This is a genomic window from Caballeronia pedi (assembly GCF_001544915.2).
Classification (GTDB): Bacteria; Pseudomonadota; Gammaproteobacteria; order Burkholderiales; family Burkholderiaceae; genus Caballeronia; species Caballeronia pedi.
Window position 1 is genome coordinate 1 of the sequence record NZ_FCOE02000069.1, and the last position, 24,701, is coordinate 24,701.

At 59.8% G+C, this 24,701-nt stretch carries 24 protein-coding genes and 1 pseudogene; 5 read left to right on the top strand and 20 right to left on the bottom strand.

All coding sequences use genetic code 11. From position 1 onward, the window contains the following. Positions 1–514: 514 nt before the first annotated feature. A complete protein-coding gene (locus tag AWB80_RS45715) occupies positions 515–850 on the top strand; it encodes a sensor histidine kinase (protein WP_087132044.1) in 336 nt (111 codons plus the stop codon). Between the two features lie 473 nt (positions 851–1,323). Here AWB80_RS45715 and AWB80_RS41135 read toward each other — a convergent pair whose 3' ends face one another. The 13 genes from AWB80_RS41135 to AWB80_RS45195 all read right to left on the bottom strand — a co-directional run bounded on the left by AWB80_RS41135 (position 1,324) and on the right by AWB80_RS45195 (position 14,848). Beyond that, entirely contained in the window at positions 1,324–2,487 is a 1,164-nt protein-coding gene (locus AWB80_RS41135; protein WP_061180369.1) for a porin, read from the bottom strand. A 149-nt stretch (positions 2,488–2,636) separates the two neighbouring features. Further along, positions 2,637–3,344: an ABC transporter ATP-binding protein gene (locus AWB80_RS41140; RefSeq protein WP_061180349.1), complete on the bottom strand. Its 708-nt coding sequence runs from the start codon at positions 3,342–3,344 to the stop codon at positions 2,637–2,639. Continuing rightward, positions 3,341–4,210 carry an ABC transporter ATP-binding protein gene (locus AWB80_RS41145; protein WP_244207044.1) on the bottom strand — a complete coding sequence of 290 codons (870 nt, stop codon included), beginning with the start codon at positions 4,208–4,210 and terminating at the stop codon, positions 3,341–3,343. The genes AWB80_RS41140 and AWB80_RS41145 overlap by 4 nt, the downstream gene beginning before the upstream one ends. 4 nt (positions 4,211–4,214) lie before the next feature. Further along, entirely contained in the window at positions 4,215–6,212 is a 1,998-nt protein-coding gene (locus AWB80_RS41150) for an ABC transporter permease (RefSeq protein WP_061180350.1), read from the bottom strand. A 49-nt stretch (positions 6,213–6,261) separates the two neighbouring features. Continuing rightward, entirely contained in the window at positions 6,262–7,416 is a 1,155-nt protein-coding gene (locus AWB80_RS41155; protein WP_244207046.1) for an ABC transporter substrate-binding protein, read from the bottom strand. A 90-nt stretch (positions 7,417–7,506) separates the two neighbouring features. After that, complete coding sequence (locus tag AWB80_RS41160; protein WP_061180352.1) at positions 7,507–8,166, bottom strand: GntR family transcriptional regulator; 660 nt, start codon at positions 8,164–8,166, stop codon at positions 7,507–7,509. A gap of 19 nt (positions 8,167–8,185) precedes the next feature. Next, positions 8,186–8,674: a RidA family protein gene (locus tag AWB80_RS41165; RefSeq protein WP_061180353.1), complete on the bottom strand. Its 489-nt coding sequence runs from the start codon at positions 8,672–8,674 to the stop codon at positions 8,186–8,188. An 82-nt stretch (positions 8,675–8,756) separates the two neighbouring features. Then, entirely contained in the window at positions 8,757–10,133 is a 1,377-nt protein-coding gene (locus AWB80_RS41170; protein WP_061180354.1) for an aspartate aminotransferase family protein, read from the bottom strand. A gap of 20 nt (positions 10,134–10,153) precedes the next feature. Continuing rightward, positions 10,154–11,749, bottom strand: coding sequence for a gamma-glutamyltransferase family protein (locus AWB80_RS41175; protein WP_061180355.1), 1,596 nt, complete (start codon positions 11,747–11,749; stop codon positions 10,154–10,156). Positions 11,750–11,802: 53 nt separating this feature from the next. Then, positions 11,803–13,251 (bottom strand): NAD-dependent succinate-semialdehyde dehydrogenase, encoded by a 1,449-nt coding sequence (locus tag AWB80_RS41180; RefSeq protein WP_061180356.1) that lies wholly within the window; start codon positions 13,249–13,251, stop codon positions 11,803–11,805. Positions 13,252–13,718: 467 nt separating this feature from the next. Further along, on the bottom strand, positions 13,719–14,270 hold the full coding sequence (locus AWB80_RS41185) for a hypothetical protein (RefSeq protein WP_061180357.1): 552 nt from the start codon (positions 14,268–14,270) through the stop codon (positions 13,719–13,721). Between the two features lie 18 nt (positions 14,271–14,288). Beyond that, complete coding sequence (locus AWB80_RS41190) at positions 14,289–14,549, bottom strand: carotenoid oxygenase family protein (RefSeq protein WP_087132047.1); 261 nt, start codon at positions 14,547–14,549, stop codon at positions 14,289–14,291. A gap of 113 nt (positions 14,550–14,662) precedes the next feature. Beyond that, on the bottom strand, positions 14,663–14,848 hold the full coding sequence (locus AWB80_RS45195) for a divalent metal cation transporter (protein ID WP_061180359.1): 186 nt from the start codon (positions 14,846–14,848) through the stop codon (positions 14,663–14,665). Between the two features lie 996 nt (positions 14,849–15,844). Here AWB80_RS45195 and AWB80_RS41200 point away from each other — a divergent pair. The 3 genes from AWB80_RS41200 to AWB80_RS41210 all read left to right on the top strand — a co-directional run bounded on the left by AWB80_RS41200 (position 15,845) and on the right by AWB80_RS41210 (position 17,274). Next, positions 15,845–16,243 carry a hypothetical protein gene (locus AWB80_RS41200; protein WP_143328259.1) on the top strand — a complete coding sequence of 133 codons (399 nt, stop codon included), beginning with the start codon at positions 15,845–15,847 and terminating at the stop codon, positions 16,241–16,243. A gap of 357 nt (positions 16,244–16,600) precedes the next feature. Further along, complete coding sequence (locus AWB80_RS41205) at positions 16,601–16,975, top strand: phage holin family protein (protein WP_061180361.1); 375 nt, start codon at positions 16,601–16,603, stop codon at positions 16,973–16,975. Then, positions 16,972–17,274, top strand: a complete 303-nt coding sequence (locus AWB80_RS41210; protein ID WP_061180362.1) for a hypothetical protein — start codon at positions 16,972–16,974, stop codon at positions 17,272–17,274. The genes AWB80_RS41205 and AWB80_RS41210 overlap by 4 nt, the downstream gene beginning before the upstream one ends. 250 nt (positions 17,275–17,524) lie before the next feature. Here AWB80_RS41210 and AWB80_RS41215 read toward each other — a convergent pair whose 3' ends face one another. From AWB80_RS41215 to AWB80_RS41230, 4 genes are all read right to left on the bottom strand, one after another. Next, the gene (locus tag AWB80_RS41215) at positions 17,525–17,710 is read right to left on the bottom strand and encodes a DUF2934 domain-containing protein (protein ID WP_061180363.1); all 186 of its coding nucleotides are present in this window, start codon (positions 17,708–17,710) and stop codon (positions 17,525–17,527) included. A 59-nt stretch (positions 17,711–17,769) separates the two neighbouring features. Then, complete coding sequence (locus AWB80_RS41220) at positions 17,770–18,444, bottom strand: HAD family hydrolase (RefSeq protein ID WP_061180364.1); 675 nt, start codon at positions 18,442–18,444, stop codon at positions 17,770–17,772. Positions 18,445–18,457: 13 nt separating this feature from the next. Beyond that, entirely contained in the window at positions 18,458–19,252 is a 795-nt protein-coding gene (locus AWB80_RS41225; RefSeq protein ID WP_087132048.1) for a glycosyltransferase family 2 protein, read from the bottom strand. Positions 19,253–19,335: 83 nt separating this feature from the next. Beyond that, positions 19,336–20,205, bottom strand: a complete 870-nt coding sequence (locus AWB80_RS41230; RefSeq protein WP_061180365.1) for a manganese catalase family protein — start codon at positions 20,203–20,205, stop codon at positions 19,336–19,338. A 788-nt stretch (positions 20,206–20,993) separates the two neighbouring features. Here AWB80_RS41230 and AWB80_RS41240 point away from each other — a divergent pair. Continuing rightward, positions 20,994–21,299: a CsbD family protein gene (locus AWB80_RS41240; protein ID WP_061180367.1), complete on the top strand. Its 306-nt coding sequence runs from the start codon at positions 20,994–20,996 to the stop codon at positions 21,297–21,299. Between the two features lie 1,026 nt (positions 21,300–22,325). Here AWB80_RS41240 and AWB80_RS41245 read toward each other — a convergent pair. The 3 genes and pseudogenes from AWB80_RS41245 to AWB80_RS44730 all read right to left on the bottom strand — a co-directional run. Next, the gene (locus AWB80_RS41245; RefSeq protein WP_087132050.1) at positions 22,326–22,490 is read right to left on the bottom strand and encodes a DUF1328 domain-containing protein; all 165 of its coding nucleotides are present in this window, start codon (positions 22,488–22,490) and stop codon (positions 22,326–22,328) included. A gap of 137 nt (positions 22,491–22,627) precedes the next feature. After that, entirely contained in the window at positions 22,628–24,361 is a 1,734-nt protein-coding gene (locus AWB80_RS44725; protein ID WP_061180368.1) for a putative maltokinase, read from the bottom strand. 45 nt (positions 24,362–24,406) lie between these two features. Then, positions 24,407–24,701, bottom strand: a pseudogene (locus tag AWB80_RS44730) (hypothetical protein); the annotation flags it as partial.

The following is a 24,701-nucleotide window of genomic DNA, read 5'->3' on the forward strand; positions in this document are numbered from 1 at the left end:
TCCCCGAAAAACGCTCAACTTCGATACGCCAGCTGAGCGATTTAACCAAATCGTTGCATCGACCGGTTGAATCCGCCACGTGGTCCGGTCATTCGGTCGTTATCTGTCAGCGCCGCCGATCAGGGGAACACGGTCGAGCCCTTCACCTCTCTAAGCCACCCGATCGTGCAACGTGCGACCATCAATCTGGCTCGATAAGGCCTCTATTTAGATAACTACCAGTTTCTTAACCGTTGCGTTTGCTCGCAAAACTGCAAAGCTCGTAGCCAGCGCTCACCGAGTAGATTGCATGCTACTCAGCGGCGATCGAACGGATTCGTGGACTCTTCGTAGGCATCTTGGCGCATGATCTCAGAACCCCGCTCGGCGCGGTCTACTCGTCCGCGCAGTACTTGTTGAAAGTTGATGCGCATCCGACTGAAGATTTGCGTTGCTCGCCCGCAGGCGACTTGGCGGGAGTATGGGATAGCGCGCGACTGGGGCGAATTGCTCGTCAACCTTTTGGAAAAATGCGATTGATCATGGCCGTCCTGGCGGGCTGATTCGGGTGGCCGCCCGAGGCCTTGACGATCAGGTCTCGCTGTCAGTCTCCAACGAGGACGATCCGATCCCGGCAGAGCACCTGTATTCGATTTTTGATCCTCTCAAGCGTCTTAACCGACCCGGGCACGCGCGGCGCGCAGGGGCAGGCCTCGGCTTGGGCCAGTTCATTGCGCGGCAAATCGCTCTGGCGCATAGCGGGTCGATTGCTGTCGATTCGGCCGACGTCACGACCTTCACCGTGACGCTACCCAGCGTCGCCGCTCAACCGCTGGCGACTTCGTTTGGCCCTGCTGCCGGCGACGTCTAAAACGGCTTCGGTTACGTCGATCATCTCCCAGCGCTCTGAATGTCAATCAGTGCGGGCAACGACAACTGGACTATCCCATGCTCATAGCGCGCACGCGCATTCAGTTCCCGGTTCCTCCAGCGCGCCGGCGCGGCTGCGGCGCTGTGCGTCACAGCTTCTCCGCCGGTCGGTCGATTTGAGCTACGACGCGATGCCTAGCGGGTCCAACTCGGTTTTACTCGTGCCCAGGCACGATTCCCGCGCTGCCGCTCGAAGTGACTGCACAGTTCATTGCCATGGCGAAGCGCTCCCAAGCGACATGCCGTGTGGGGCGCGGTTGCCGAAGAAATCACAGCATGAGCGCCGTCCGATCAAGATAGACCGTCTCTGCTCTGAGTCCACCGTCGTCTAACCACTTCAGCGTTTATTCGCTCAAGCCAGCTCTTTGATTCGGGACGACGTCAAGTCGTCCCGCGCGTCGGCGAGGTGGCCTATCAGAAAAGGTGCGAGATGCCCAAACGGAACATCAACTGCTTGTTGGTTGTCGACGCGTCAGCGATCGCGAAATCGAAGATGTCCGCTCGAGTGGCGGATCCTGCCGCCTTCTGGAACGCACCCATCGCGTACAACGTCGTGCGTTTCGATAACGAGTAGCTGCCCATCAGCCCAACCTGGTGATACTTCGGTGTGTCGCCGTTGTAGTTGACTTTTCCGTGTGTGTACACGTAGGCAGCGCCAATCATCGCGGCCGGCGTGACGTTGTATTTCGCCCATGCTTCGTAGTTGTCGAAGACAACCGAACTGCTGGTCCCGTTTGCTTGATAGAACTTCGTATTGGTGTAATCGAGCCCCACGGTTGCCTTGCCAAAATTGTAACTGCCGCCTCCGCCGACGATCTGCTCACTCTGCGGATTCCCGACATAACTGAACGGTCCGCTTGCGCCTATGGCTGTGCCAGTCGTGTTGGCAATGAAGTTCCCATCGGTAAAGAGCAGAGCGGGATTCTTCGCATAGAAGTACGCACCGGCAAGGTTCAATCCCGAATACGTGTAATTCGCCCCGACGCTCCACATGCCGGTCGTACCGCGACCGGGCGCATTCGTGTTCGTGAACGAGTACATTCCGCCGAAAGTCAGGCCAGCAATGGATGGGGACGTGTACTTGATTGCATTGTCGACACGGAACGAGTTATCCGTGTTGTCGATATCGCCGGCATGCAGGAACGGGCCGCCGAACTGGCCGGAAGCGGCTACCGGTTGAATATAGTCGACGACAGAGTCGTACTGACGGCCAAGCGTAACCGTGCCGAAGCGTTGATCCGCAATGCCAACATACGCCTGGCGACCGAAAAGACGGCCGCCCTGACGCGACTGACCGTTTTCGATGCTGAAGCCCGACTCCAACTTGAATAGTGCCTTCAGACCTCCGCCCAGGTCTTCTTCGCCTTTGAGTCCCCAGCGGCTGCCGTACATGCCGTCGTACGTGCCGTCGCGCATGCGCACGAGATATTTGCCGCCGCTGTGGTTGACGTAGTCGATCCCCTCATCGAGCGCACCGTAGAGCGTGACGGCAGACTGAGCGCTTGCCATGCCTGGAACCAGTGCACCGGAAGCAAATACTATCGCGATCGAAACTGAGACTAACTTTCCGTTTTTCATTGTGATCATCCGTTGTCGTTCAAGAAATGATGTGAGTCCGCGCCTTGCTTGCGACGGTCTCGCACGGCGATAGGTCTGTCATCGCAGATGCGAATAGGATTCCTAATCACACTAGCGGCGAGACATCGGAGCGTCGACGTTTGTCCGGCTTAGTTAAGATATAAGTGCTTGAGCATTGCGTCGCTGACGTTAGCTCCTACGTCTCTGTGCACGATCTCGCCCACCCTCAGCGCGAAGACATGGTCCGACATCTGAATGGCTTCGATCGTGTTCTGCTCGACCAGAAGGATGGGCGTCTGCTCCCGGCGGATCTTGTCGATTGTCTCCAGGACGAGTTCGATCATTTTGGGTGAGAGGCCCATCGTTGGCTCGTCGAGAATCAGCAGCTTCGGGCGGGACATCATCGCGCGCGCGATCGCCAGCATTTGCTGCTCACCCCCGGACATCGTTCCCGCGTTCTGCTTGCGCCGTTCCTTTAGAATGGGAAAGAGGTCATACATGCGCTCAATATCGTGGGAGATCCCTTTTCTGTCTTTGCGCACATAGGCGCCTAGCTTGAGGTTTTCGTCTATCGTCAGCGCCGGAAACACATGTCGCCCTTCTGGCACATGTGCAAGACCGGTTCGCACGCGCATATCAGGAGACAAATTGCCGATGTCGTTGCCGGCAAATCGAATCTTGTCGCATTGACACGCTAACAGACCCGAGATGGCCCGCAGCGAGGTGGTTTTCCCAGCTCCGTTACTGCCGATGAGGCTTACGATCTCGCTTTCCCCGACCGTCAAAGAGATTCCCTTCACTGCTCGGATCCCGCCATACGACACCGTCAAGTTGGTCACTTCCAGCAAAGTGCTCATGCTTTCCCCTTCCCCAAATACGCAGCCTGCACGTCAGCGTTGCTCAGAACTTCATCAGGGGTGCCGTCGGCGAGCTTCTGGCCGTGGTACAGAACGGTGACGTGATTAGCAAGGCTTCGAATCACGTCCATATCATGTTCGATCAGCAGGATGGCAACGCCACTTCGATACACCTTGCGAATCAACTCGCTTAGCTCCGCCTTTTCGGCCACATTCATGCCGGCCAGGGGTTCGTCGAGCAGCAACACAGTGGGCCTGGAGATGAGCGCACGCGCAATCTCTACCCGACGCTGGTGACCGTAAGACAAGGCGCTGGCGGTCATCTCCGCCGCTTCCGGAGGAAGGCCGACGAATTCGATCAGGCGTCTTGCTTCCTGTACCGCCTCGCGCTCCTGCTTTTTGGCTGCCTTGCTGCGGAACAAGGCCGAAAACAACCCACCGTCGAATCGCGTGTGACTGCCGACGAGAATGGTCTCCAGAACCGACATCACACCGAACAGGCGAATGTTCTGAAAGGTGCGCGCAAGGCCTGCTCTGGCAATAGAATGGGATGTCCAGTTTGCCGTCGTCTTTTCGCCCACCCAGACGGTACCCTCGCTGCGAATGAAGCCCGAGAGCGCATTCACTGCCGTACTTTTGCCCGCACCGTTCGGACCGATCAGCGCGTGCACGGCATGACTTTTCACCACCAGGTCGAGGTTCTTGACCGCATTGAGTCCGCCGAAGCGCACGGTGACGTTCTCCGCTCGCAGCGCGACCTTCTGCGCCTCAGCAACTGCGCAATTGGCGCGCTCGTCGATGATGCAGTCATTCACAAAGGCGTTTCGGTTCATCAGGGGGATCAAATCTTCTGTTAAAGCTCGCATGGGTCTACTCCATGACAAGGCGCAAGCGCGCCTTCGCGGCGACCCCACTGGGGCGGAACAGCATCAAGGCGATCAGCATGGCGCCCAGAAGGATGTAACGAGACTCCGGATAGCTGCTGACGAACGGGACCTTGAGCGACACTTGCAAGAAGCCGATCCAGATGGCGGCGCCGATGAACGGGCCGATCATCGTCCCGAGTCCGCCCAGCACGATCAGCATCAAAATGAGGATGTTCTCGAACAGGGAGAAGCTGGCCGGGCTGATGTACTGCTGAAAGTGAGCATAGAAGACCCCCACAACACCGCCCACGAAGCCACTGCATGCGTACGCCAGAAGCTTGTAGCGGGTGCCGGGGATGCCCATCGCCTGGGCTGCGTCCTCATCCTCTCGGAGCGCGACCCATGCGCGGCCGACGAAGGACCGGACGACCTGGCCAATGCAGAACAACAGCACCACGGTGAGGGCCAGCGCGAAAAAGTAAAGCGAACGGGCGTCGTCCAGCTCGTGACCGAACATCGACGGCGACGGAATACCGCGAATCCCCATCGGCCCGTTGGTGAGCGACACCCAGTTCGTCGCGACCACGCGGATGATCTCGCCGAAGCCCAGGGTCATGATCGCCAGATAGTCGCCCCGCACGCGCAGGGTTGGGTAACCCAGAATGGCACCACATAGCGCAGCAAACCCGCCACCGATGATGAGATTGGCATACAGCAGCCACCAAACCGAGTCGACGTCGATACCAAAGTGCTTTTTGAGCACGTCGATGAAGACGATCGATGTGAAATAGGAGCCCACCGCCCAGAACGCCACGAAGCCCAGATCCAGCAATCCCGCGAAGCCGACGACGATGTTCAGACCGCTGGCCAGCATGCCGTAGATCAGTACGACCACCATGATGCTGAGCCAATAATCCGAGCGCACGGCAAGTCCCGCCGCGATCGCGCAGACGAGCGCCAAAAGCTTGAATGCGGCACTATCGAAGAACCGCGAGCCGAAGAACGCGTCCATCAGTTGCAACGGAGCGCCGAGAATCGACAAGCGCCCGCGCGGCTTCGCGGTAATCAGACTGCCGCGTGCGTGGACATTGAGCTCCTTCTTGCCGAGCAGGCCTTGCGGTCGAACGAGCAGGAGCAGCACGAGAAGAATGAAGCTCAGCGCGTCCTGATACACGGCGCCGTTTGGCAGAAAGCCTGCGCACAATGACTCTGCAAGGCCGAGAAACAGACCGCCAACCGCTGCGCCCGGAATACTGCCGATTCCGCCGAGCACCGCTGCGGTGAGTGCTTTAAGACCCGGCGTGAAACCCATCGTCGGGCTGGCAAACTGAAACGCCTGAGCGTATAGGATCCCGGCCACAGCGGCAAAGGCCGAACCGAGCACGAACGCCGAGCCGATGATCCGGTTGACCGGAATGCCGACCAGGTACGCTGCGGTCGAATCTTGTGCTGCAGCGCGCATGGCACGCCCGAGCGAGGAGTAATAGACGAAGAGCTGAAGCCCGACCATGCCGACGAGCGCTGCCAGGATGACGACCAGATTGGAGCCGCTGATGCTGACCTGTCCGAGATGAAGCGCCGGGATATGCGACAGCGGCGTGTCGGGAAACCGCAGTGAGCCCGGTCCCCATACAGTCTGCGCGAGACTCTGAAGAAGAACCGACACCGCGATCGACGTGATCAGCGGCGCGAGCCGCGGCGCATTGCGAAGCGGGCGATAGGCCACGCGATCGATCAACGCACCCAGCACGCCAACGGCCACGATCGCAGCCGGTGCGGCAGCATAAAAGCTCCAGCCTGGCATGGGTACTACGTGACCCAACAAGGAAACCTCTGGCGCCATCAGCGACAGCGTGACGAACGCGCCGAGCATGAATAGCTCGCCGAACGCAAAGTTCACCAACTTCACCACGCCATACACGAGCGTGTAAGCGACTGCGGCGAGCGCATATACCGACCCGAGCATCAGGCCGTTGATCAAGAGTTGCTCGAAATAGAGCATAGGGATCTCCCGAGAGCGTGGCGGCCAGAACGGCGCCACGCAGCCGCGATTACTGTTTGCCGGCGAGAACGAACTTCCCGCCGCGCACCGTGAAGTAGTAGAGCGAGCCAGCGCGGTCCCCATCAGGCTGAAAGGAAATGTTGCCGGTGGCCCCAGGGAGATTCTTGATGTTGGCCAGTGCCGTATTCATGGTTTCGCGGTTCACTTCGCCCTTTTGTTTTGCCGCCTTTGCACCCGCGCCGATCGACAATGCCGTGTCATAGCCGAGTGCAGCCCATTCATTGGGGTCCTGGTGATATTTTTCCTTGTAGGCTTTGACGAATTCAGCGGTCTGCGGCGAGGGCGCGGAACCGGGATCGAACATGCCGTAGAGTGTCATGCCTTCTGCCGCGTTGCCGCTCAACTGCATCAACTGCGGTGACAACGCGCCGTCAGTGCCGATCAGCTTTGCAGTCAGCCCGATATCTTTACCCTGAGACGCAATCATGGCCGCTTCGGTGTAGAAACCGCCGATGAAGATCGCATCCGGGTTCGTCGCCTTCAGACGCGCGAGAATCGTACGAAAATCCTTGGTACCCAGGTTGTAGCTGCTCTCGCCGGCGATTTTTCCGCCTGCCGCCGTGAAGGCCTCTTTGAAGGCCTTGCTCACGCCCATGCCATAGTCATCCTGCTGATAGAGGACATAGACCTGCCTGGCGCCCATCTGATGGGCAACGTAGTTCCCCATTTTTGCGCCCTGGCTCGCGTCGGTCAGAATGACGCGGCGGAAGTATTTGTTCACGCCCGTGAGTTCCGGACTGGTGACCGCAGACGCTACAACCGGCATCTTGCATTTCTTCAGAATAGGCGCCGCCGCGAGCGCAACGGAGCTAAAGGTGTAACCCACCACTGCGCTCACTTTGGCGTCTTCACAGAACTGCCCAGCTGCTAACACGCCATCGTTAGGTTGGCCGTGATCATCGATGACCTTCAACACGAGTTGCGGGCCGCCTTGCGCGTTCACCTCGGCGATACCCAGATCCAGCCCTTTGCGCACATCCACACCGTATGAAGCGAAGTCTCCCGTCAGTGTCGCGGTGAAGCCGATGGACACCGGCTCGTCGGCCAGCGCGCTTGCCGCATTCATCAACGCCATCGATGAAGCGGCGGCCATCACAATCTGCTTGAACATACTGGTCCTCTTCCACACGTTGGGGTCAGTCATTCCGTTCTTTCCAGGGTGCGTTCAACGAACCCAGTTTTTAGTAGACCGAATAGATAGGAACGGAGCCCGATAGGTCGAGCTCACTTTGATTTACAGCATTACAAAATCAACCAGTGCCGGGATGGTCGCCCGCACGTGCTCGCGAACCGTCTCCTCGACCAGTCTTTCGTTGCCCGTTTTGATCGCCTGCAAGATACCCGAATGATCGTCGCGGGAGGTCATCGGCTTGTCGGCATGCTCCAGCCATATGCGCATATAAGGCTCGATGGCTGAGTGCAGTCCCGACAACTGACGCGTCAGGCGAGGCATGCCGGCAAGTCCGGTCAGGTATTCGTGAAACTCCCGGTGATAGGTGACCCACGCCGGAAAATCTGCATTGGCCTGCTCCATCTGATCGAGCAGATGCTCGAGCGTTGCGAGATTCGGCCGTGTAATCTTTGGCACGGCCAAACCGGCCGCGAGCCCTTCCAGCGCAGCCCGCATCTCGAAGACTTCCCTCATCTCGGCCGCGTTCAGCCCGCGTACGATCACGCCGCGATTCGGGCGGATTCGCAATAGCCCCTCTGCCGACAATCGTCGGAAGGCTTCGCGAACCGGCATGCGGCTCGTGCCAATTTCCGCCGCAATATCTTCACCTACGAGGCGCTCGCCAGCCCGGTAACGCCCCGAGCGGATCGCGGCCTCGATGAAGCGGTACGCTTCATCCTCGGCGGACAGCGCAATTCCGTTTACGTTGACGGTTTCAGACATTCTTGTTTCCCGGAGTTCGTCAGGCGACCTCGACAGTCACCCAGGTTTCGAAGCAATAGTCGTCAGCGAGCGAAACGACACCTATCGTCGCGCGCGGTGCGACTCCGATCTCCTCGCCGAACACTTCGACGAAGAGATCGGTCATGGCGCTTGCCACCAGATGTGGCTCAGTGAAGGCCGAGTCACATGCGACGAAGTTCAGCACGCGCGCGATGCCGACTACACGATCGAGATCCCCCACCGCGTTCTTGATGGCCGCCAGACAGTTGATGCCGGTGAGCCTGGCTGCTTGCCGAGCGTCGTCGACCGAGATCGACCCACCCACCCGACCAGTAAAACGGGCTTCACCATTCGGCTCGAGTCCCGCAGTCTGGCCGGACAGAAGCAGCAGCTTTCCGTGCTCATAGTACGGTTTCATCTTGCCGTACTTCGTGCCGTAGTACTCCGAGCCCACTTGGGTCAGCGGTAACTCGATGCCCAGTTGGGCCAATCGCGCCTCGACGCTCATGAGTTTCTCGGTATTTGTAAGGTTGGATACACGCATGAAAAAAACCAATATAGGTCGACCAAAAATCGTCGTCCAGAGCCGTCTATACAAGGTTAACCCTGCGCGCGACATCATCAATCGCAGCCTCAACGCGCGACAGCAGGTCGTCCAGTTCCTCGTCTGTGATGATGAGAGGCGGACAGAGGGCGATCGCGTCGCCAATGTTGCGGGTGATGACATTGCGCTGAGCCAGCGCTTCGGCGGCCATCATCCCAAGGGTGCCCGGCGCTTCATAAGGCGCCTTGTCCTCCTTCGACGCGACCAGTTCGATTGCGGCGATGAGGCCTACGCCACGAACCTCGCCTACGAGCGGATGCTTGCGCAAGATTGACAGACGCGAATGCATGCGTTCGCCGAGCAACTGCGCTCGTTCAACCAGACCGCGCTCCTCAATAATCGCGATGTTTTCAAGCGCAACAGCTGCGGCGGTCGGATGGCCACCAGCGGTCAGTCCGTGACCGAACGTGCCGCGCCGGTTGCTCTCTTCTGCAACGGGCGCGTAGACCTTCTCGTTGATCAGCAACGCCGAAATCGGCAAGTAAGAGGACGAGAGTTGCTTCGACAGGACCATCATGTCGGGCCGGATGCCGAAGTACTGAGAGCCGAACATCCTGCCGGTGCGGCCGAAACCACAAATCACCTCGTCGGCGACGAGCAGGATGTCGTACTTGCTCAACACGGCCTGCGTCTTCTCCCAGTAACCGGCCGGCGGAACGATAACGCCACCCGCGCCGATGAGCGGCTCGGCGAACATCGCGCCGATGGTGTCGGGATTCTCGCGAATGATGAAGGCATCGAGTTCTTCTGCGAGGCGCGTGGAGAACGCTTCTTCCGTTTCGCCAGGGCGACCTTCGCGATAGAAATGCGGCGCCGTCAGATGGTGGAAGCCCGGCAGCGGCAGATCGAAGCCGCCATGGACGTGCGGCATGCCAGTGAGGCTACCTGAGCCGAGCGTGACACCGTGATAGGCGCGATTGCGCGTAATGATCTTTTTCTTTTGCGGTTGGCCCAACGCATTTGCGCGATACCAGACCAGCTTGATCGCCGTGTCGTTGGCCTCGGAACCGGAATTGGTGAAATAGGCCTTGCTCATCGGCACCGGCGCCATCTCGACGAGCTTGGCGGCCAGTTCGATGAGCGGCTTGTGTGATCGCTGGACGAACGTGTGGTAGAACGGCAAGACCGACATTTGCCGGGTCGCCGCATCGATCAGGCGCTGCTCGCTGAAGCCGACCGCCACGCTCCAGAGACCAGAGAGCGCCTCGATATGCTTGTTGCCCTTCTCATCGAACACATAGATGCCCTCGCCGCGCGACATGACTTTGGCGCCTTCATCACGGTTCTTTTCCGCATTCGTGAAGCCGTGCAGGTGATATTGCGCGTCTTGCTGGGAGAGCACGCTATTGCTTTCAGCTTTCATGTTTTCCTCGAGTGAGTTTTTCAGAACCCGACCGCCTGGCCGTCACGCCGTGAGTCGGATGCGGCGACATAAGCGCCACTGTCTGAACAGCAGATGATTTGCGCGGCACCGAACTCCATGCTGTCGGGCGCGTGAACACTGACCTCATGCCCGCGCGCGCGCAGCGTTTCGGCTACGTCTGAAGGCGTATGGGCCTCCAGATGCACGATCGGTCCGTCCTCCACGCGAAAACGTGGCGCATCGCTCATCGCCTGAGGGTTTTGACCGAAGCACGCGAGACGAGCGAGCATTTGCACATGGCCTTGCGCCTGCATCGATCCACCCATGACGCCAAGCGCCATCACCGGCTCGCCGCCTTGCGTGACGAATCCCGGAATGATGCTGTGCAGGGGCTTCTTGCGCGGGGCAACGCGATTGACGTGCCCCTCGCTCAAGACAAAACCCATGCCACGGTTGTGCAGGCTGATGCCGGTCTCTGGAACCACCACCCCGGAGCCGAATCCCTTGTAGTTCGACTGGATGAACGACACCATCATGCCGCTGGTATCGGCTGCGGCAAGATAGACTGTTCCGCCTGAGGCCGGGGTTCCGGCCGTCGCCGGTATCGCGCGGTTGCGCTGAATGAGGCTTGCCCGTTGACGCGCATAGGCCTTGTCGAGTAACTGCTCGACGGTGTGCTTCATGTGCTCGCGATCACCGATGTGTGTGTGCAAGTCTGCAAACGCCAGCTTCATCGCCTCGATCATGACGTGATAGGCGTCGGGACTGTCCAGCCCCATCAATTCCAGATCGAACTGCTCGAGGATGCCTAAGCCGAGCAAAGCCGCGATGCCCTGCCCGCTGGGAGGAATCTCGTGAAGCGTGTAGCCGCGATAGTCTGCGCTGATGGGCTTGACCCATTCCACCTTGATTCCAGCGAGATCCGAGGCCGAGAGCGCTGCCTCACATTGCTTCGAGAATGCGCAGATGTGTTCGGCAAGATTCCCCGTATAGAAGCTCTGGCCTTTCGTTCTTGCGATTTCCTGCAGTGTTCGCGCCTGACCAGGAAACTTCCACCACGAACCCGCCTTCGGCGTTTCACCGTTGCGGGTGAACGCTGCCGCGAAGCCCGGCTGACTGCTCAGATTCGGCACCTGTGCCGCCCATTGCCGCGCGATCTGTGGCGAGATGGCGAATCCTTCTTCCGCATACTCGATTGCGGGTTCGAATAGTTTTTCGAAGGGCAGTTGGCCGAAGCGTTCGGACAGCGCAGCCCATCCGGCGACCTGCCCTGGTACGGTCACCGAGTCCCAGCCGAGCGTCGGCATCGAGGTGCGTCCGGCAAAGTACTCGGGATTCCACAAGGCGGGCGCGCGTCCACATGCATCGATGCCATGCAACTCGCCCTTGTCCCAGACCAGTGCGAACAAGTCACCGCCGATGCCGTTCATCACCGGCTCCACGACCGTCAGGGTGATGGCCGAAGCAAGCGCTGCGTCGACCGCGTTGCCGCCGGCCAGCAGCATGCGCACGCCGGCTTGAGCGGCGAGCGGCTGGGACGTGGTCACGACGTTTCGCGCAAGCAAGGGCATCTTCTGTGACGTATAGGGGAAGGCCCAATCGAATTTCGTCTTCATCTCGTTTCAGCAGAATAAAAGTGAGTCGCTCGGCTTATTCGCAATGGAGTCGTTCAAAGCTGAACGCTTGCGAACTTCGTTTCCAGATACTCGTTGATGCCCTCACGCGCGCCTTCGCGACCGAGACCCGATTGTTTGACGCCGCCGAAAGGCGCAGCCTCGTCAGCGATCAGATGCGTGTTCACACCGACCATGCCGTATTCGAGCGCCTGAAGCACCCGGAAGACACGGCCCAGATCCTTGCTAAAGAAATAGGCCGCCAAGCCATACTCGGTGTCATTGGCCAGGGCGATCGCCTCGTCTTCCGTTGAAAAGCGATACAGCGGCGCGACCGGTCCGAAGATCTCTTCGCGCGAGAAGCGCATCGCGGGAACAGCGTCACCGATTACCGTCGGCTCGTAAAAGCGCCCGCCGAGCACGTGTTTGCGACCGCCGCAGAGCAGTTGACCGCCTTTGGTGACGGCGTCCGTCACGAGTTCTTCGACCTTGCCGACCGCGTGCTCGTCAATGAGCGGGCCCTGTGTGACATGCGCCTCGGCACCATTGCCTACGTTGAGCTCTCGTACCGCCGACAAGAGCTTTTCGGTGAAGGCTTCGTAGACGCCATCCTGAACAAGGATCCGGTTGGCGCAGGTGCACATCTGACCGGTATTGCGGAACTTCGCGGCGAGCGCACTCTGCACTGCGGCCTGGAGATCTGCATCGTCGAAAACGATGAAAGGAGCGTTGCCGCCCAGTTCAAGAGAGACCTTCTTGATGGTCCCGGCGCACTGTTGCATCAGCAGACGGCCCACCTGCGTGGAACCGGTAAAGCTGAGCTTCCTCACCGTAACGCTGCCGCACATGACTTGGCCGATCGTGCGCGCATCGCCCGTCACAACCGAAAAGACCCCAGCCGGAATACCCGCTCGTTCGCTCAGCGCGGCCAGCGCGAGCGCAGACAGGGGGGTCTGGTTGGCGGGCTTCAGAACGATTGTGCAACCCGCCGCAAGAGCAGGCGCGACCTTGCGCGCAATCATCGAAGATGGGAAGTTCCACGGCGTGATGGCGGCACAGACGCCGACCGGCTCGCGCATCGCGAGGTACTGACGGTCGGCGCTCGGCGCCTGCAGGATCTGCCCGTCGATACGACGCGCTTCCTCCGCGAACCAGCGAAAGTAGGCGATCGTCGAACGCACTTCGCCGCGCGCCTCGGCAAGCGGCTTGCCTTGCTCGGCCGTCAGAATCTTTGCCAACTCTTCGAGGTTTTGTTCGGCGAGGTTCGCCCAGCGCGCGAGCGCGGCCCCCCTGTCCTTAGCCGGCGTCCGTTTCCACGAGCCGAACGCCGCCGCTGCTGCCTCGATCGCCGCCTCGGTCTCGGCAGCACCGGCGCGAGGAACCGTCGTGAGCGTCTCGTCCGTGGCCGGATTCGTGACCGTCAGGACGGCGCCGTTATCGGAGTCGACCCAGGTGCCATCAATGAAACACCGCGAGCGAAGCAGCGGATTGTCAAACGCGCCCATTCGTTTGTCCTTTGTAATATTGGATCCACGTATCTATGGATCAAATCCTAGCCCAGCAATTTGGCGACGTAAAGAGGGGTTACCCGTAGGTCGAGGGGACGGGTCTGTCACGCAGGCAGGGAAATGGTGGCCCGACGAAAGGCGAGGGGTCCGCATTGCTCCAGGGCGTCGGCAGCGGTTGGCCTGGCCCTTCTGATCGAGCAGATACGACGGGAAATTGTGGCGCAGCGTGCGCAATGCGCTCGTCCACCTGCGCGGCCTTTGCCGGTTTCAGATTGCCAGTGACGGCGATGACTCGCCCCGGTCCATAAGGGCTCGCGATAACCGGTGGGGTGGGATGTATTCGCACCGGCCGGCGCTTCCGTCTGTTCTGCAGACTACTACAGCCCTTTCCAGTGGCGGATCATTCGCATTCCCAAATTCTGTTGCTGGCCGACATCAGTAGTTGAGACCAAATGTTCAGCGCTTCACGCCCGGTCCACAGATCGCTGCTGCGCCGGATACCAGCCTGTGAACTTGACTGCCGCATAGAGCGCGGCAATCGTGGTGACAATGCCCACCGCGTGCGGCACCGATGGCACATAAGCCATCAACAGATCGGCCGCGACCATCGCTGCGAACGCAAGAGCCCAGGCTGATGTAATCGCGTAATTCACGCGAATGAAAATCGGCGAACTCCACAGGTCAGAGGCGACTTTCTCGCGTGCGTATTGCAGCGTGAACGGCTGACGCAGCGCGATCGATGCCAGCACGATCAGAAGCAGCCCGCCATCGACGCGCAGTCGCACCGCCGGCACTGACCACGACGCGCCGTACGCGACCGCGTATAGCGTCAGTGCACCGAAAAGCAAAAACGTGCCGATTTCAAGAATTTTGGCGCGCCGCCCGGGCGACAGAAAATCCCGCGCCAGCATCACGGCCGACACGACTGCGCCAGCCGCAAGACCCGCAGACACGCCGACTGCGCGCTCGATCACGACGAACGCAATGAAGGGGGCGAACGCCAGCAACATGTTCATCAGGCAACTCCCGCGCAATTAAAGATGGAATTGAGCAAACTCAGACGAGAAGGGCTCGTCGATCCAGTTACCGTGAACGTCCTTCGGCAAACGATGAGGCATTACCGCGGTTGCGATCGGTCCGACCGAAAAGTTCGTCGCATTAAGCATCAGAAGGTCGCTGCGCGCTTCCTGCGCATACACAATCGCGAGGATCCAGCCGTCGCCCTCGGGCGCTTCGGCCGGGCGCGGAACGAACACTGGCTCGGAGGTCGCATCGGCATCGGGCAGCGTGTCGATGTGAGCGGGAGCAAGGCGTCAGGGCTTCGGCGCCCGGCATGGAACGGATGATCATGTGCTAGGCGGCCTACCCACCCAAGCAGCAGGCGTAATGAACATCTCGGCCAAATAGCTCAGACCGATCGCGCCCACGAGTGTGCCGATGACAAGTCCCATTGGACGGAAGCCATTTTTTTCTCGACGAGCAGGATACCAAAAGCCACGACGGCGGTGGTGGCCATGCCCGCCATCAGCGGCAGTGTGAAAAGCGGCGCCAGGGCGATCGCACCGCCGAAAAATTCGGCAAGATCGGTGGCCATCGCGGCTACCTCGCGAACCGTTCACATCGCAAACACCGCAGGGCGAGGAAAATTCTCACGAGATTGCGGACCCTCACAATGCCCAGCTTCGCAGACAACGTCTGAAACACTATAGCAATCAGATTGGCCAACTGCAGGACCCTAGCAACGAAGGGCCGAAGCGCGTCCTTGGCCTGGATATTGGGGGGCGTAATTGCGCGGATCCATGTAGGAGTTCAAGGCAATGACTGCCAGACCCGCAAACAGCAGCAGCGAGCGTATCCCGCGCGCCGATTGTCGGCAGGGATGGCGCGAATCGCGATTGTGGTGCGGTCCGAAAATGCAGTGCTCATTCAAGTCTTCGTACGCTGGACAGTTCTGTGAGGCGGGCCCGTCCGCTGTTATAGGTCCGAACTCGCTGTCACGAAAGCTGCGCCGTCATCGAAGACCGAACGTTCAAGTTCGGGCGAACCCCCGTAAGGATTCGAATCTCCGAAGCGGGCGGCGCGCGAAGCTCCTCTCCACCGGAAACGGCTGACTGAGCCGACAAACCTTCCGCTGTTTCCAATTTACCGCCCGCCGGATGATCGCGCCTGGCCGGCTTCGGCTTCGTGCTATTCGAAGTGCCTCCCACCACGGCATCATGACGCCGAGGGATTGCGACCTGGCTTGGTGTTCGCGCAGGTATCCATTGAAACGCCCCCGTTCGGCGCAGGTCGGTGCTGCAGCATGAAAGCTGACTTATCCGGGACTCGGGTGTTCCTGCGTCAGTTGCGCACAAGCTTTTCAACCGAGTCTGCAGATAACCGCAGTAGGGATTTTCCCGCTAAACCACGTAGCGAGGCATAGAATAAGGTGACCCTGTCGCGAAGATCGCTCCTGGACGGCCCGATCCCTGCTCTCCCCTCACTCTCGATGCCTCGCAGCACTCCCCGAAAATTGCCACCATCGACCGGCCCTCGTCGTCCAACGAGCCGGGCGGCGTTGCTGCCCTTGCCGCTAGCATCTGTGCGGCAGATGTCGCTTCAGATCCACCTCGCGCTCGCCGCTTGCCGCAAGGACGGCTGCGGCAATTCTCACCAATTCAACGAACTTTTAAGAATTCTCTACATCACGCACCAACTGCAGGAGCTGGGATTTGGGCAGTTGCCTCTTGAAGATTACGCGCGTGCGGAGCACGGCTTGAGTGCCGCGTTGTCGCGCGTAGAAGCGGAGCGCCGCTGGCTCGTCGATGCAGAGACGGCCTCGCTACTCGAGCGAGTTCTTCAACTGCACGATCAACAGCTGGCTAGCATCCGGCTGCGCGACCTGACAGCCGCCACGGAGCGGCTTCAGCACTTTATGCGAAGTGAGCGGCCCTCGCCCTTGCCAGAGCACGTTCGCGCGGCCATCCGCAATCGTCGGCTGTCGAAATGACGAAAGAGATGGGACCGGGCCCTTGCGCGTTGACCGCTTTGCGGGTCAACCCACTTTAAGAAGAGGAGCGGCCGGCGACATGTGCACGGCACCGCCTGGGGTGAGTCCTTCGCACAGGCGAGATGTGTGGCGATCGGGCACACGTCGATAGGGCCACAAAGTGCTCCGTTTGGTCGAGTTCGCGCAGCGCGCGGCAGAACGCGACGCCTTGCAATCGCCCGTACCCAAGCCATCGTGCATTCGAGCGGGAGGTCACCGCTGCGCCTCATCATCGGCGCGGTCTGCCGCCGGCACGCTCGCTGCTTGAAGGTGATGGCTAGTACCTGACTTGACTTACACCGCGGCGGAGAGGCAAGAATGACAATCCAGAGAAAAATCGCCAGCTGGCGCAGAATCGGCCATTTCTGCGCGGGACGTCTCGTCGATTACGGCGAGCTGATTCCCATCGAACTCGCCGAGACCAAGAAGCGCGTGCTCCATGAAGTGGTCGCGCTCGTCGCGCTCACGATCGGCACGTTGTTCACCCTGTCCTTCGTCTCGATCGCGGTGATTGTGACCGCCGTCGGTACGCCGAACCTCGTGCTCACAGCCTGGTGCGTGGCGGGGGCGTGGCTCGCTGTAGCGGTGATCGCTTTCATGGTCATGATGTCGCGCAAGCCCGCTCAACCGTTCCAGTTGCTGCGCGAAGAGTTGCAGCGCGACGCCGACGCCATCAGGGAGGCGACGCAATGAAGCACGCTGAAGCTCAGGAGGCCGTGCTGGCGCGCATGACAGCATCACGCGCGGAGTTGATCGTCGCACACGTCGCGAACGAACCCGTGCGGCCCACGCGCGTAGCGCGCAGATTACCGGCCACCATGCGTGCCGCGCCGTGGTTTCTGCGTACACCTAATGCGGAACTGATTGCGATCGCGCTGGTTGGTATTGCCATTTTCGGGCTGCGCCGCACGATTCAGACCGCGGTCAGCGCGGGATTGAATGCGTCCACACACCGAGCGGTCGGTAATCTTCTCAACGCACTGCGCGAATGACGTTTCTGTTGATAAACCCGCGCTCAGCGCCGCCCGCGCCGTTTTTTTGGCCTGCGCGTCGACGTGAGCGCGGCTGACCAAAGGATCGCCGCCGGCCGCTTCTCCCTCGCGGTTATGCGGCCTCGTGTCGAACCGGTGACCGCATTCCCGCTGGAAAGTCACGTGCCGAGCCACGGATCCTCCTTCACCCGCGGGCTCTACAAGATTTGGCTCCAATGAGCGTCGGGGCGAACAATGCAGACGCAGCTGGTCACTTCAGTGCGGCGGGGTCACTATCGCCGGCTTTGGTTTCATCGATTCCCACTTCAGACACGCTCGCAAGTTGGGTCTGCGCCAGCACCCAAAACTCGTCTGAGCGTCCGTCGGGACTGCCCGCTTCTTCCCACAATTGATAGGCGAGGCTGCGGATTTGGTCTTCCGTAACTGGAACGTCCATGTGTTCTCCTTTGAGTGGCACTACGGGACGTCGACCGCTTATGCCGTGGCGTGATGGGGTCAATGACGGTCGTATGGTCCGAACACCGACGTACCGAGGCAAGCCAGAAGTCCGCCAGGCCCCGTGTAAATCGTTGTGCAGCCTGCCTCACGCAGCGCTGCTTCGGCAAATCCGCCAGACAAAACGCCCAAGGCGCGCAAGCCAGCGCGCGTTGCGGCTTGCGCATCATACGGGGAGTCACCGATTACGATCGCCTCGGACGGCGGGACGCCAAGCTTGTGTATTGCCACCTCGAAGGCATCGGGTGCCGGCTTGGAGGTCTGGACATCCTCTGAAGAAACGGTCACGTCAAAAAGATCCGCGACGTCTGCAATCTTCAGGTAGACGTCGAGTTCGTCCTTTTTTGCTGAGGAGGCAACGGCAAGCTTGATTCCCTTTTCCCGCAATCGCGTGACCAACGCTGGCACCGCTGAGAAGGGGTGAATGAGCGGCAGATAGGCGCTTTTGAATCGCTCGCCTCGCCAGTCTTCCAGCGCAGCGCCGTAGTCATCGATCTGCTGCGGCGTGAGGAATTCCGGAAGCAGATTGTCGCCGCCTTTGCCGATCTGGCTGCGGGCCTGTTCGAAAGTCACGTTGTGGCCGAAATGGAGAAACGCCTCGTGCCAAGCGAGTGCGTGCAGATCGACGGAATCGACCAAGGTTCCGTCAACGTCGAAGATTGCGGCTTTGGGCATGTGACGCTCCTATTCAGATACCGTCAACTGGTGAGGCGGCGCCTCTTGGTGCGCCGAGCATCTGCTCATTCGCTTGAGCCTCGTTTGCAGCGTCAGCGTCACTTGAGCAGGCGTAACGGGGATGAGCACTCAACGATCCGGCAGATCCCGCTTTGATCTGTTCTGATACCGCACGCAAGGTGGCACCGAAGCCCCAAGGTGTGCGAGCTTCCGTTCGCGCGCTGGTGTCGACACGCACCTTATTGGTCCACGCGATGGTGAAACCGCTTTCCGTGAGCGCTTGGACCAGTGCAACATCTTCGTTGAAGGTGAGCGGCTGAAATCCGCCGGTCGCTTCATACGCGAGCGTGGACAGTCCGAAATTCGCGCCATGGACATGGCGGTGTCCCTCAACATCGCGGTATGTCGTAACAAAGTCAGCTCTCGTTTCGGCGTGGTGCCCCGTCCAATCGGAGATCGTGATCACCCCACACACTGCGTCCGTTGCACACTCGAGTTGCTCGACCAGCCAGTCCGCGTGTACGGTGGTGTCAGCGTCCGTGAAAGCAAGCCATCGTGTTTCGTGGGCGATGGCCAGACGCGCCCCAAGGTCACGCGCACTCCCGACGTTGTGTTTGGAAGTACTGAGGACGAGCGCACCGCATGAAACCGCGATCGCTTCGGTAAGGTCGCTGCAGCCATCGGCGACTACCACGATTAACACGCGTTCGCCACCGAGCCCTGGATGCGAGGCGGCGACGCGGACGGAATTCAGGCATGGTCCGATAAGAGCAGCTTCATTATGCGCAGGAATAACGACGCTGAGCATGGTCTTCCTTTTGATTTATTATTAGCGGCCGCACGGACTCAACCCGCACGGCCTGCCTGCCTCATCGAATCCGATCTGAGCAATTAGCTCGCCTGACCAGAACCGATGTCGGCACCCGTGACGGGGTCGCTCGACGGATCGGAAGCCGTCCGTGCTGCCATCGCCTTGAGCACTTCGATGTCTGCCTCGTTGACGCCCACGCGTGCCGTGCCGTCTCCGCCGTCGACCGCTGGTTGCGGGTCTTCAACGAACTTCCAATCATTCCCCTCGTTCCACGGGCCGCGTGCGTCCTCTCCCCGAGACATGTTGTAGTAGACGCTCGTGTACTCAGGCACGCCCGGCAACTTGCCCTGCGGGAAGTTGGGTTGGATCGAGTGCAGCGCCTTTTCGAATGACTTCTGATGCGCGATCTCGCGAGTCATCAGGAATCCGAGCGCGTCTCTGATCCCCGGGTCGTCCGTGACGTTGATGAGCCGCTCGTAGACGATTTTGGCGCGGGCTTCCGCAGCGATGTTCGAGCGAAGATCAGCGGTTGGCTCGCCGATCGTGTCGACGTAGGCAGATGTCCACGGGACGCCCGCGGAATTCGTGAGCGCGGGACCGCCTCCGTACAACAGCGCCGTGGTATGCGAATCGTTGCCGTTGCCTGTCATCGAGCGATACAACTCGGCCTCCGATTCGACGGCCTCGGCAAGCTGGCCCTTGGCGGCCTTGTTGAGCATGGCGACGATCGAGCCGATGATTTCCAGATGGCTGAGTTCTTCGGTTGCGATGTCGAAGAGCAAATCTTTACGGCCAGCATCGTCTTCGCTGACGGCCTGCGTGAAATACCGGCAGGCCGCGCCCAATTCGCCCTGCGGACCGCCGAACTGCTCGAGCAGCAAATTGGCGAGTCCCGGGTTAGGGGCAGCCACGCGGACGGTGTACTGGAGACGCTTGTTATGTACGAACATGAAAGACTCCTTCCTAAGGACGACCTGATTTACCGCGCGGCATGGCGAGCGGCGCAGGTCGAAGTTGACGATCGGGAATTGCGTTGCAGCGGCAGGCCGAGGCACGCATGTGCGTTGCTGGTCAGTCGTTACAAAGTCTCGGAGCGAACGCTCCGGCGAAGGCGCAGCCACGGAGACCGCAGCCGCCACGCTGAGCCTTGGCTACCGGCAGCGTGTAGAGTGGACAGAACGAGCACCTATGTGGCGGCATTCAGGCGCCCACGGCGCTGCGGGAAAAAAGTCCGCAAGCGACGTACCCGGAGACAAAAACACGGGTTTTGCAGTCAGTCTTCTGCCTCTCTCTGCCAATGCACACGCGAGAGATCCCGCGCTGGTGACCGTCACATCACGGCAGGGGTGAACACGTTAAAGGACAACCCGGCCGAGGCGCGATCCCCCGGTTGAACACGCGGTGAGGTTGCGCGACGCTTTCACCTGCTCGCCTAAGCGACAGCGAACCCGTGCATCGAAGAAAACGCGGCGGATCGCACGATGTCGCGTCATATACCTGTCAGCACGAACGCGCCACGCGGTGTGATTGAGCGCGAAAGCTGTGCCGGGCAGCAGCTTGCCGAAATACCGAATTGGTGCTGTCGGCTAAGCTTCGACTTTTCATCGGCAAGTCGGACACCCGATTCCGCGTGCTTCCGAACAGGAACACGGCTTGCACGTCGATGATGGGATGGTGGGCGAGCAATTGAAAGTTCCGCAGAAGATCCTCCATCTCTCAAACATACCAGGGAGCGACAATGGACTCGAATAAAGCAGAAGGAAACGTCAAGGAGATTGCCGGCAAGGTGCAAGACGCTGCCGGTGAGTTGCTGGGCGATACCGGCACCCAGGCGGTCGGCAAAGCGCGCGAACTCGGCGGCAAGGCACAGCAGCTTTACGCGGATACAACGGAGGTTGTGCGAAACAAGACGGTGGACAGTCCGCTGTCTGCTCTTGCGGTGGCCGCGGGATTAGGCTTCTTGCTCGGCGCGATATGGGCAACCGCAAATGCGACGCCTCCACGTTCTTACCACAAGCGGTATCGCGGCGATGATCATTATTGACACGCGGAGATATGACCGCAAAAGATAGCGAAAGCATATCGATGGTCGCTTTGTTCTTTTGATAGCGCGTGCTTCTGACACCTTGTCGCCAACGCAGCAGTCATCGCTATTAACCGATCATTGACAATACGAAAATTCTTTTGGCATGCGACAGAGCTGTCAATAAACAACCAGGGTATTTCGCCTACCGGATGCCGTCCCGGCCCGAGTCAATCCGCATGCACTCCTTGACGCGCCTGGGCGCTTTGCGAGCGGGCCGCAGGCGCTAAGAGAACTGAACATACAAACGGTACGCGAGATGGTCGACGACCCGCCACGCTCCTGAGCGCGGGAAACCAAGCAGGCGCAGGCGACCGGCCTGGCGGGCAGTCATCATGTTCGCGCAGCTTCCCGCGAAGCCGTTTCATACGGCCAGCAACATGCTGTCGATTATCGCGTTGATGCACGGACGACATCATCGGCGATTAAGCAGCCTGTATGACCGCAACGGCATGACGCTTGGGGAGCAGCCGAATGGTGCCGCCGATGTTATCCAAGCGGCCGCGCGTTCGTCGAAGAAACTCATCACAAATCTCGTCCACACCGCGAACGACGTTGCCCGCACACGGAGACGCTTTTCACAATGGTCATCGAGCATATCGATCGATCCGCTGCCGCGGATCGGGCGGCGGCGGTCGTGGACATCGCGCAGTGAGCCGCTTCCAATTTTTAGAGAACGACAAGTCCTCGCTGCTCCCGTCCTTTTTACAAACTGCCGGCGTCTCGGCTGCAAGGTCAAGATCCATTGCTGGCCCGAGCGAGCTCGGTTTGACTGTTGGACAATTTGCTTCTCGTGCTTTAGCAGATCTTCACTCGAGTTCGTCCGACCCACCTATCTTCATCTCCCTGCACGGAGATGACCGGCGAGTTTTCTCCCAGAAGGCGTCGCCTCTCTATCCGATGAATGTGGACGCCAATTTGCGGGCCGGTCCGCCTGAGCATGCGCCTCGCGCTGATCGCCTTGTCGCCTTTACTGCCTCGACCGCCTCAACCTCGTCGCGTGCGACCCATCACGAGTGTTGCTACAAACAGGATGAGAAAGACGACGAAGAGAATCTTCGCAATGCTGGCAGCGCCAGCCGCAATTCCACCGAAGCCAAGAACCGCTGCGATCAGGGCGATAACCAGAAAAACTACGGCATAGTGCAACATGTTTTGACCTCATCTAATAATGGTGTGGCAACGGATAGCAAATGCTGTGCCAAACAATCTGAGCCCTCTCTGTTCGTTCCCCAGCTCAAGACGTAGGCAGCTAGCAAAAGGCTGCAGCCATTACGGCAACGTGCCGCTCATTTGAAAATGGTGCCCTTGCCGCTGGAGTTCTCCTTACCCGAAAACGCGGCAAGGGCGCGAGCCAGGCCCCGTAAAGGAATGGCTATCCACTCCGGGCGATTCGCCGCTTCGTAGCAAACCTCGTAAGCAGCTTTTTCGACGAGATACAGGCGAAGCAGGCTAACCTCATTTTCATCAACCAATTCGGAAACGTCACGGTCGGCGACTTCTGAGTAGGCCTTCAAGAAACACACCTCTGCCCCTCGGCGAAGCGTCTCGAGGCGTGATTCCCGGTTCGCCGGATCGCACGACTCGGAAGATGAATCGTCTTCCTGTCGGGCAACGAATGCTGCCGCGTAAGCAATCGACCGCAGCAAACCGGCGACGTCGCGCATCGGATTCGCCTTCGCCCTTCTCGATTCGATCGGTCGCGCCGGTTCCCCTTCGAAGTCGATGATGCAGACGTCACCGTTCGCCCACAAGACCTGGCCCAGATGAAAGTCACCGTGAATGCGGGTCTTCGACTCGCTCGATTCGGGCAGCACTGCGCCGCGCACTGATTCGATGATCTGCTCGCGACCCTGGGTCAATTTCTCGATTAAAGAAGTATCAACGGACGAAGGGATGCCACGCTGCCCATCGACGATGTCGAGCGCGCGCTCGAGTTGTGAAATGGCGGCTTCTTTCCAGACCTCGATGTCTTTCGATTCCACAGCTTCGGGCGCGAATGCCGGATTGCCGTCGGGGCTTGCGAGCGCGGCGTGTAGTTCGCCGAGACGCCGGCCGATGACCGTCGCTGCTTCCTGCAGGCGCGCGCTGCCGTCTGAAGCTTTGCCATCGCGCGGCTCCGAGGTTGCAGCGACGTCCTCCTTCAGGGCATCGCGCAGGCATTCGATTGCGTAGGTCCACGCATCGCCATCATTGGCGACGAAACCTTCGAGGACCGCGATCGAGCGCGACACGCCATCGTCGTCCGTGTGGACGATCTCGGCCAGCAACGGGCTCGAATTCCGGTATCCGGCCCGAGTGAGAAACCGGCACATCTCCGCCTCGGGATGAACGCCGGACTGAAGCCTTCGCATCAACTTCATCACGATGCGTCCGCCGACGATCACCGAAGTGTTGCTTTGTTCCGTTGAAAGCCAGCGAATGTCGCCGCCGAGACCGATGGTCTCTTTCGCTCCAGGCTCCAGCACGAAGTCGACTCGCGCTCCTTCCGGCGACCCGACGACGGCGCCCGCGTTCGTCTTGCCGACCAGCGCGCGTACGAATGCCGGATCGAAGAACGCGTCTGTCAGAATCCCGCTTCGTTGTTCGCCCCGCACAGATGCCAGCGCCATGTCCCGTGCGAGTCGAAGATCGTCATCGGTGGGACTGCGCTCGTCCCAGACGATTGCCAGAGGAATCGAGTATCGCTCGATGCTGTCATTGATCGTGACCTCGATCTGGGCGAGCAAACCTGTCTGGTCGATTGCCGTGGCAGGTGTCATCACGCGAATGGCGTCAACCTTTCGATCTTTCGCCGCGAACCAGCGCCGTCGCATCAGATAGCCCGGCAGGACTTCCTTCTCGAGCAGCGCCAAGTTGTCCAGCGTTAGCAGGCTGGACAAATCGTTCGAGACAAGAACGTGAGAGACCGCCGCTGCGTCTTGTTCGGCCTGGGCCCAATGTTCGTCGGCTTCTCCGTTCGGGCGGCCCGCCGCCTCCCAGAGATAGTACGCACGCACCCGTAGCTCTTCTTCGTTATCCATGCCCGTGTGCTCCCGTCGAATCGCCACATGTGGTCACCACTGCTTTCAGTCGCGAACGCGCATAATCCGATCCCGCATGGCGTGCAATTTGGGTCTTGTGCGTCTTTGCTTATTCGTGTTGATGTGCCTCAGCGCCGTTGCGAGTAGCGGTTGCGGGATCTTTCGCACGTTCGCACCGGCATTGCAGGCAAATTGTCCAAAGAAACGGATGATCTCGTCGGTCGCGTTAGGACCGCGTGCGTCCGTATGAGAGCCTTGCGGCAGTCCTCCTGACCATGCATGACCCAATCCATGCACGCTCCAATGCTCGACGACCGGCACGTCATCGCGATTGTTGAAA

Bases quoted from the DNA above. Each gene is read 5' to 3' on its own strand.
- AWB80_RS41135 (WP_061180369.1), bottom strand. From the start codon at position 2,487: ATGAAAAACGGAAAGTTAGTCTCAGTTTCGATCGCGATAGTATTTGCT.
- AWB80_RS41140 (WP_061180349.1), bottom strand. From the start codon at position 3,344: ATGAGCACTTTGCTGGAAGTGACCAACTTGACGGTGTCGTATGGCGGG.
- AWB80_RS41145 (WP_244207044.1), bottom strand. From the start codon at position 4,210: ATGCGAGCTTTAACAGAAGATTTGATCCCCCTGATGAACCGAAACGCC.
- AWB80_RS41150 (WP_061180350.1), bottom strand. From the start codon at position 6,212: ATGCTCTATTTCGAGCAACTCTTGATCAACGGCCTGATGCTCGGGTCG.
- AWB80_RS41155 (WP_244207046.1), bottom strand. From the start codon at position 7,416: ATGACTGACCCCAACGTGTGGAAGAGGACCAGTATGTTCAAGCAGATT.
- AWB80_RS41160 (WP_061180352.1), bottom strand. From the start codon at position 8,166: ATGTCTGAAACCGTCAACGTAAACGGAATTGCGCTGTCCGCCGAGGAT.
- AWB80_RS41165 (WP_061180353.1), bottom strand. From the start codon at position 8,674: ATGAGCGTCGAGGCGCGATTGGCCCAACTGGGCATCGAGTTACCGCTG.
- AWB80_RS41170 (WP_061180354.1), bottom strand. From the start codon at position 10,133: ATGAAAGCTGAAAGCAATAGCGTGCTCTCCCAGCAAGACGCGCAATAT.
- AWB80_RS41175 (WP_061180355.1), bottom strand. From the start codon at position 11,749: ATGAAGACGAAATTCGATTGGGCCTTCCCCTATACGTCACAGAAGATG.
- AWB80_RS41180 (WP_061180356.1), bottom strand. From the start codon at position 13,251: ATGGGCGCGTTTGACAATCCGCTGCTTCGCTCGCGGTGTTTCATTGAT.
- AWB80_RS41185 (WP_061180357.1), bottom strand. From the start codon at position 14,270: ATGAACATGTTGCTGGCGTTCGCCCCCTTCATTGCGTTCGTCGTGATC.
- AWB80_RS45195 (WP_061180359.1), bottom strand. From the start codon at position 14,848: ATGGCCACCGATCTTGCCGAATTTTTCGGCGGTGCGATCGCCCTGGCG.
- AWB80_RS41200 (WP_143328259.1), top strand. From the start codon at position 15,845: ATGTCGCTTCAGATCCACCTCGCGCTCGCCGCTTGCCGCAAGGACGGC.
- AWB80_RS41205 (WP_061180361.1), top strand. From the start codon at position 16,601: ATGACAATCCAGAGAAAAATCGCCAGCTGGCGCAGAATCGGCCATTTC.
- AWB80_RS41210 (WP_061180362.1), top strand. From the start codon at position 16,972: ATGAAGCACGCTGAAGCTCAGGAGGCCGTGCTGGCGCGCATGACAGCA.
- AWB80_RS41215 (WP_061180363.1), bottom strand. From the start codon at position 17,710: ATGGACGTTCCAGTTACGGAAGACCAAATCCGCAGCCTCGCCTATCAA.
- AWB80_RS41220 (WP_061180364.1), bottom strand. From the start codon at position 18,444: ATGCCCAAAGCCGCAATCTTCGACGTTGACGGAACCTTGGTCGATTCC.
- AWB80_RS41225 (WP_087132048.1), bottom strand. From the start codon at position 19,252: ATGCTCAGCGTCGTTATTCCTGCGCATAATGAAGCTGCTCTTATCGGA.
- AWB80_RS41230 (WP_061180365.1), bottom strand. From the start codon at position 20,205: ATGTTCGTACATAACAAGCGTCTCCAGTACACCGTCCGCGTGGCTGCC.
- AWB80_RS41240 (WP_061180367.1), top strand. From the start codon at position 20,994: ATGGACTCGAATAAAGCAGAAGGAAACGTCAAGGAGATTGCCGGCAAG.
- AWB80_RS41245 (WP_087132050.1), bottom strand. From the start codon at position 22,490: ATGTTGCACTATGCCGTAGTTTTTCTGGTTATCGCCCTGATCGCAGCG.
- AWB80_RS44725 (WP_061180368.1), bottom strand. From the start codon at position 24,361: ATGGATAACGAAGAAGAGCTACGGGTGCGTGCGTACTATCTCTGGGAG.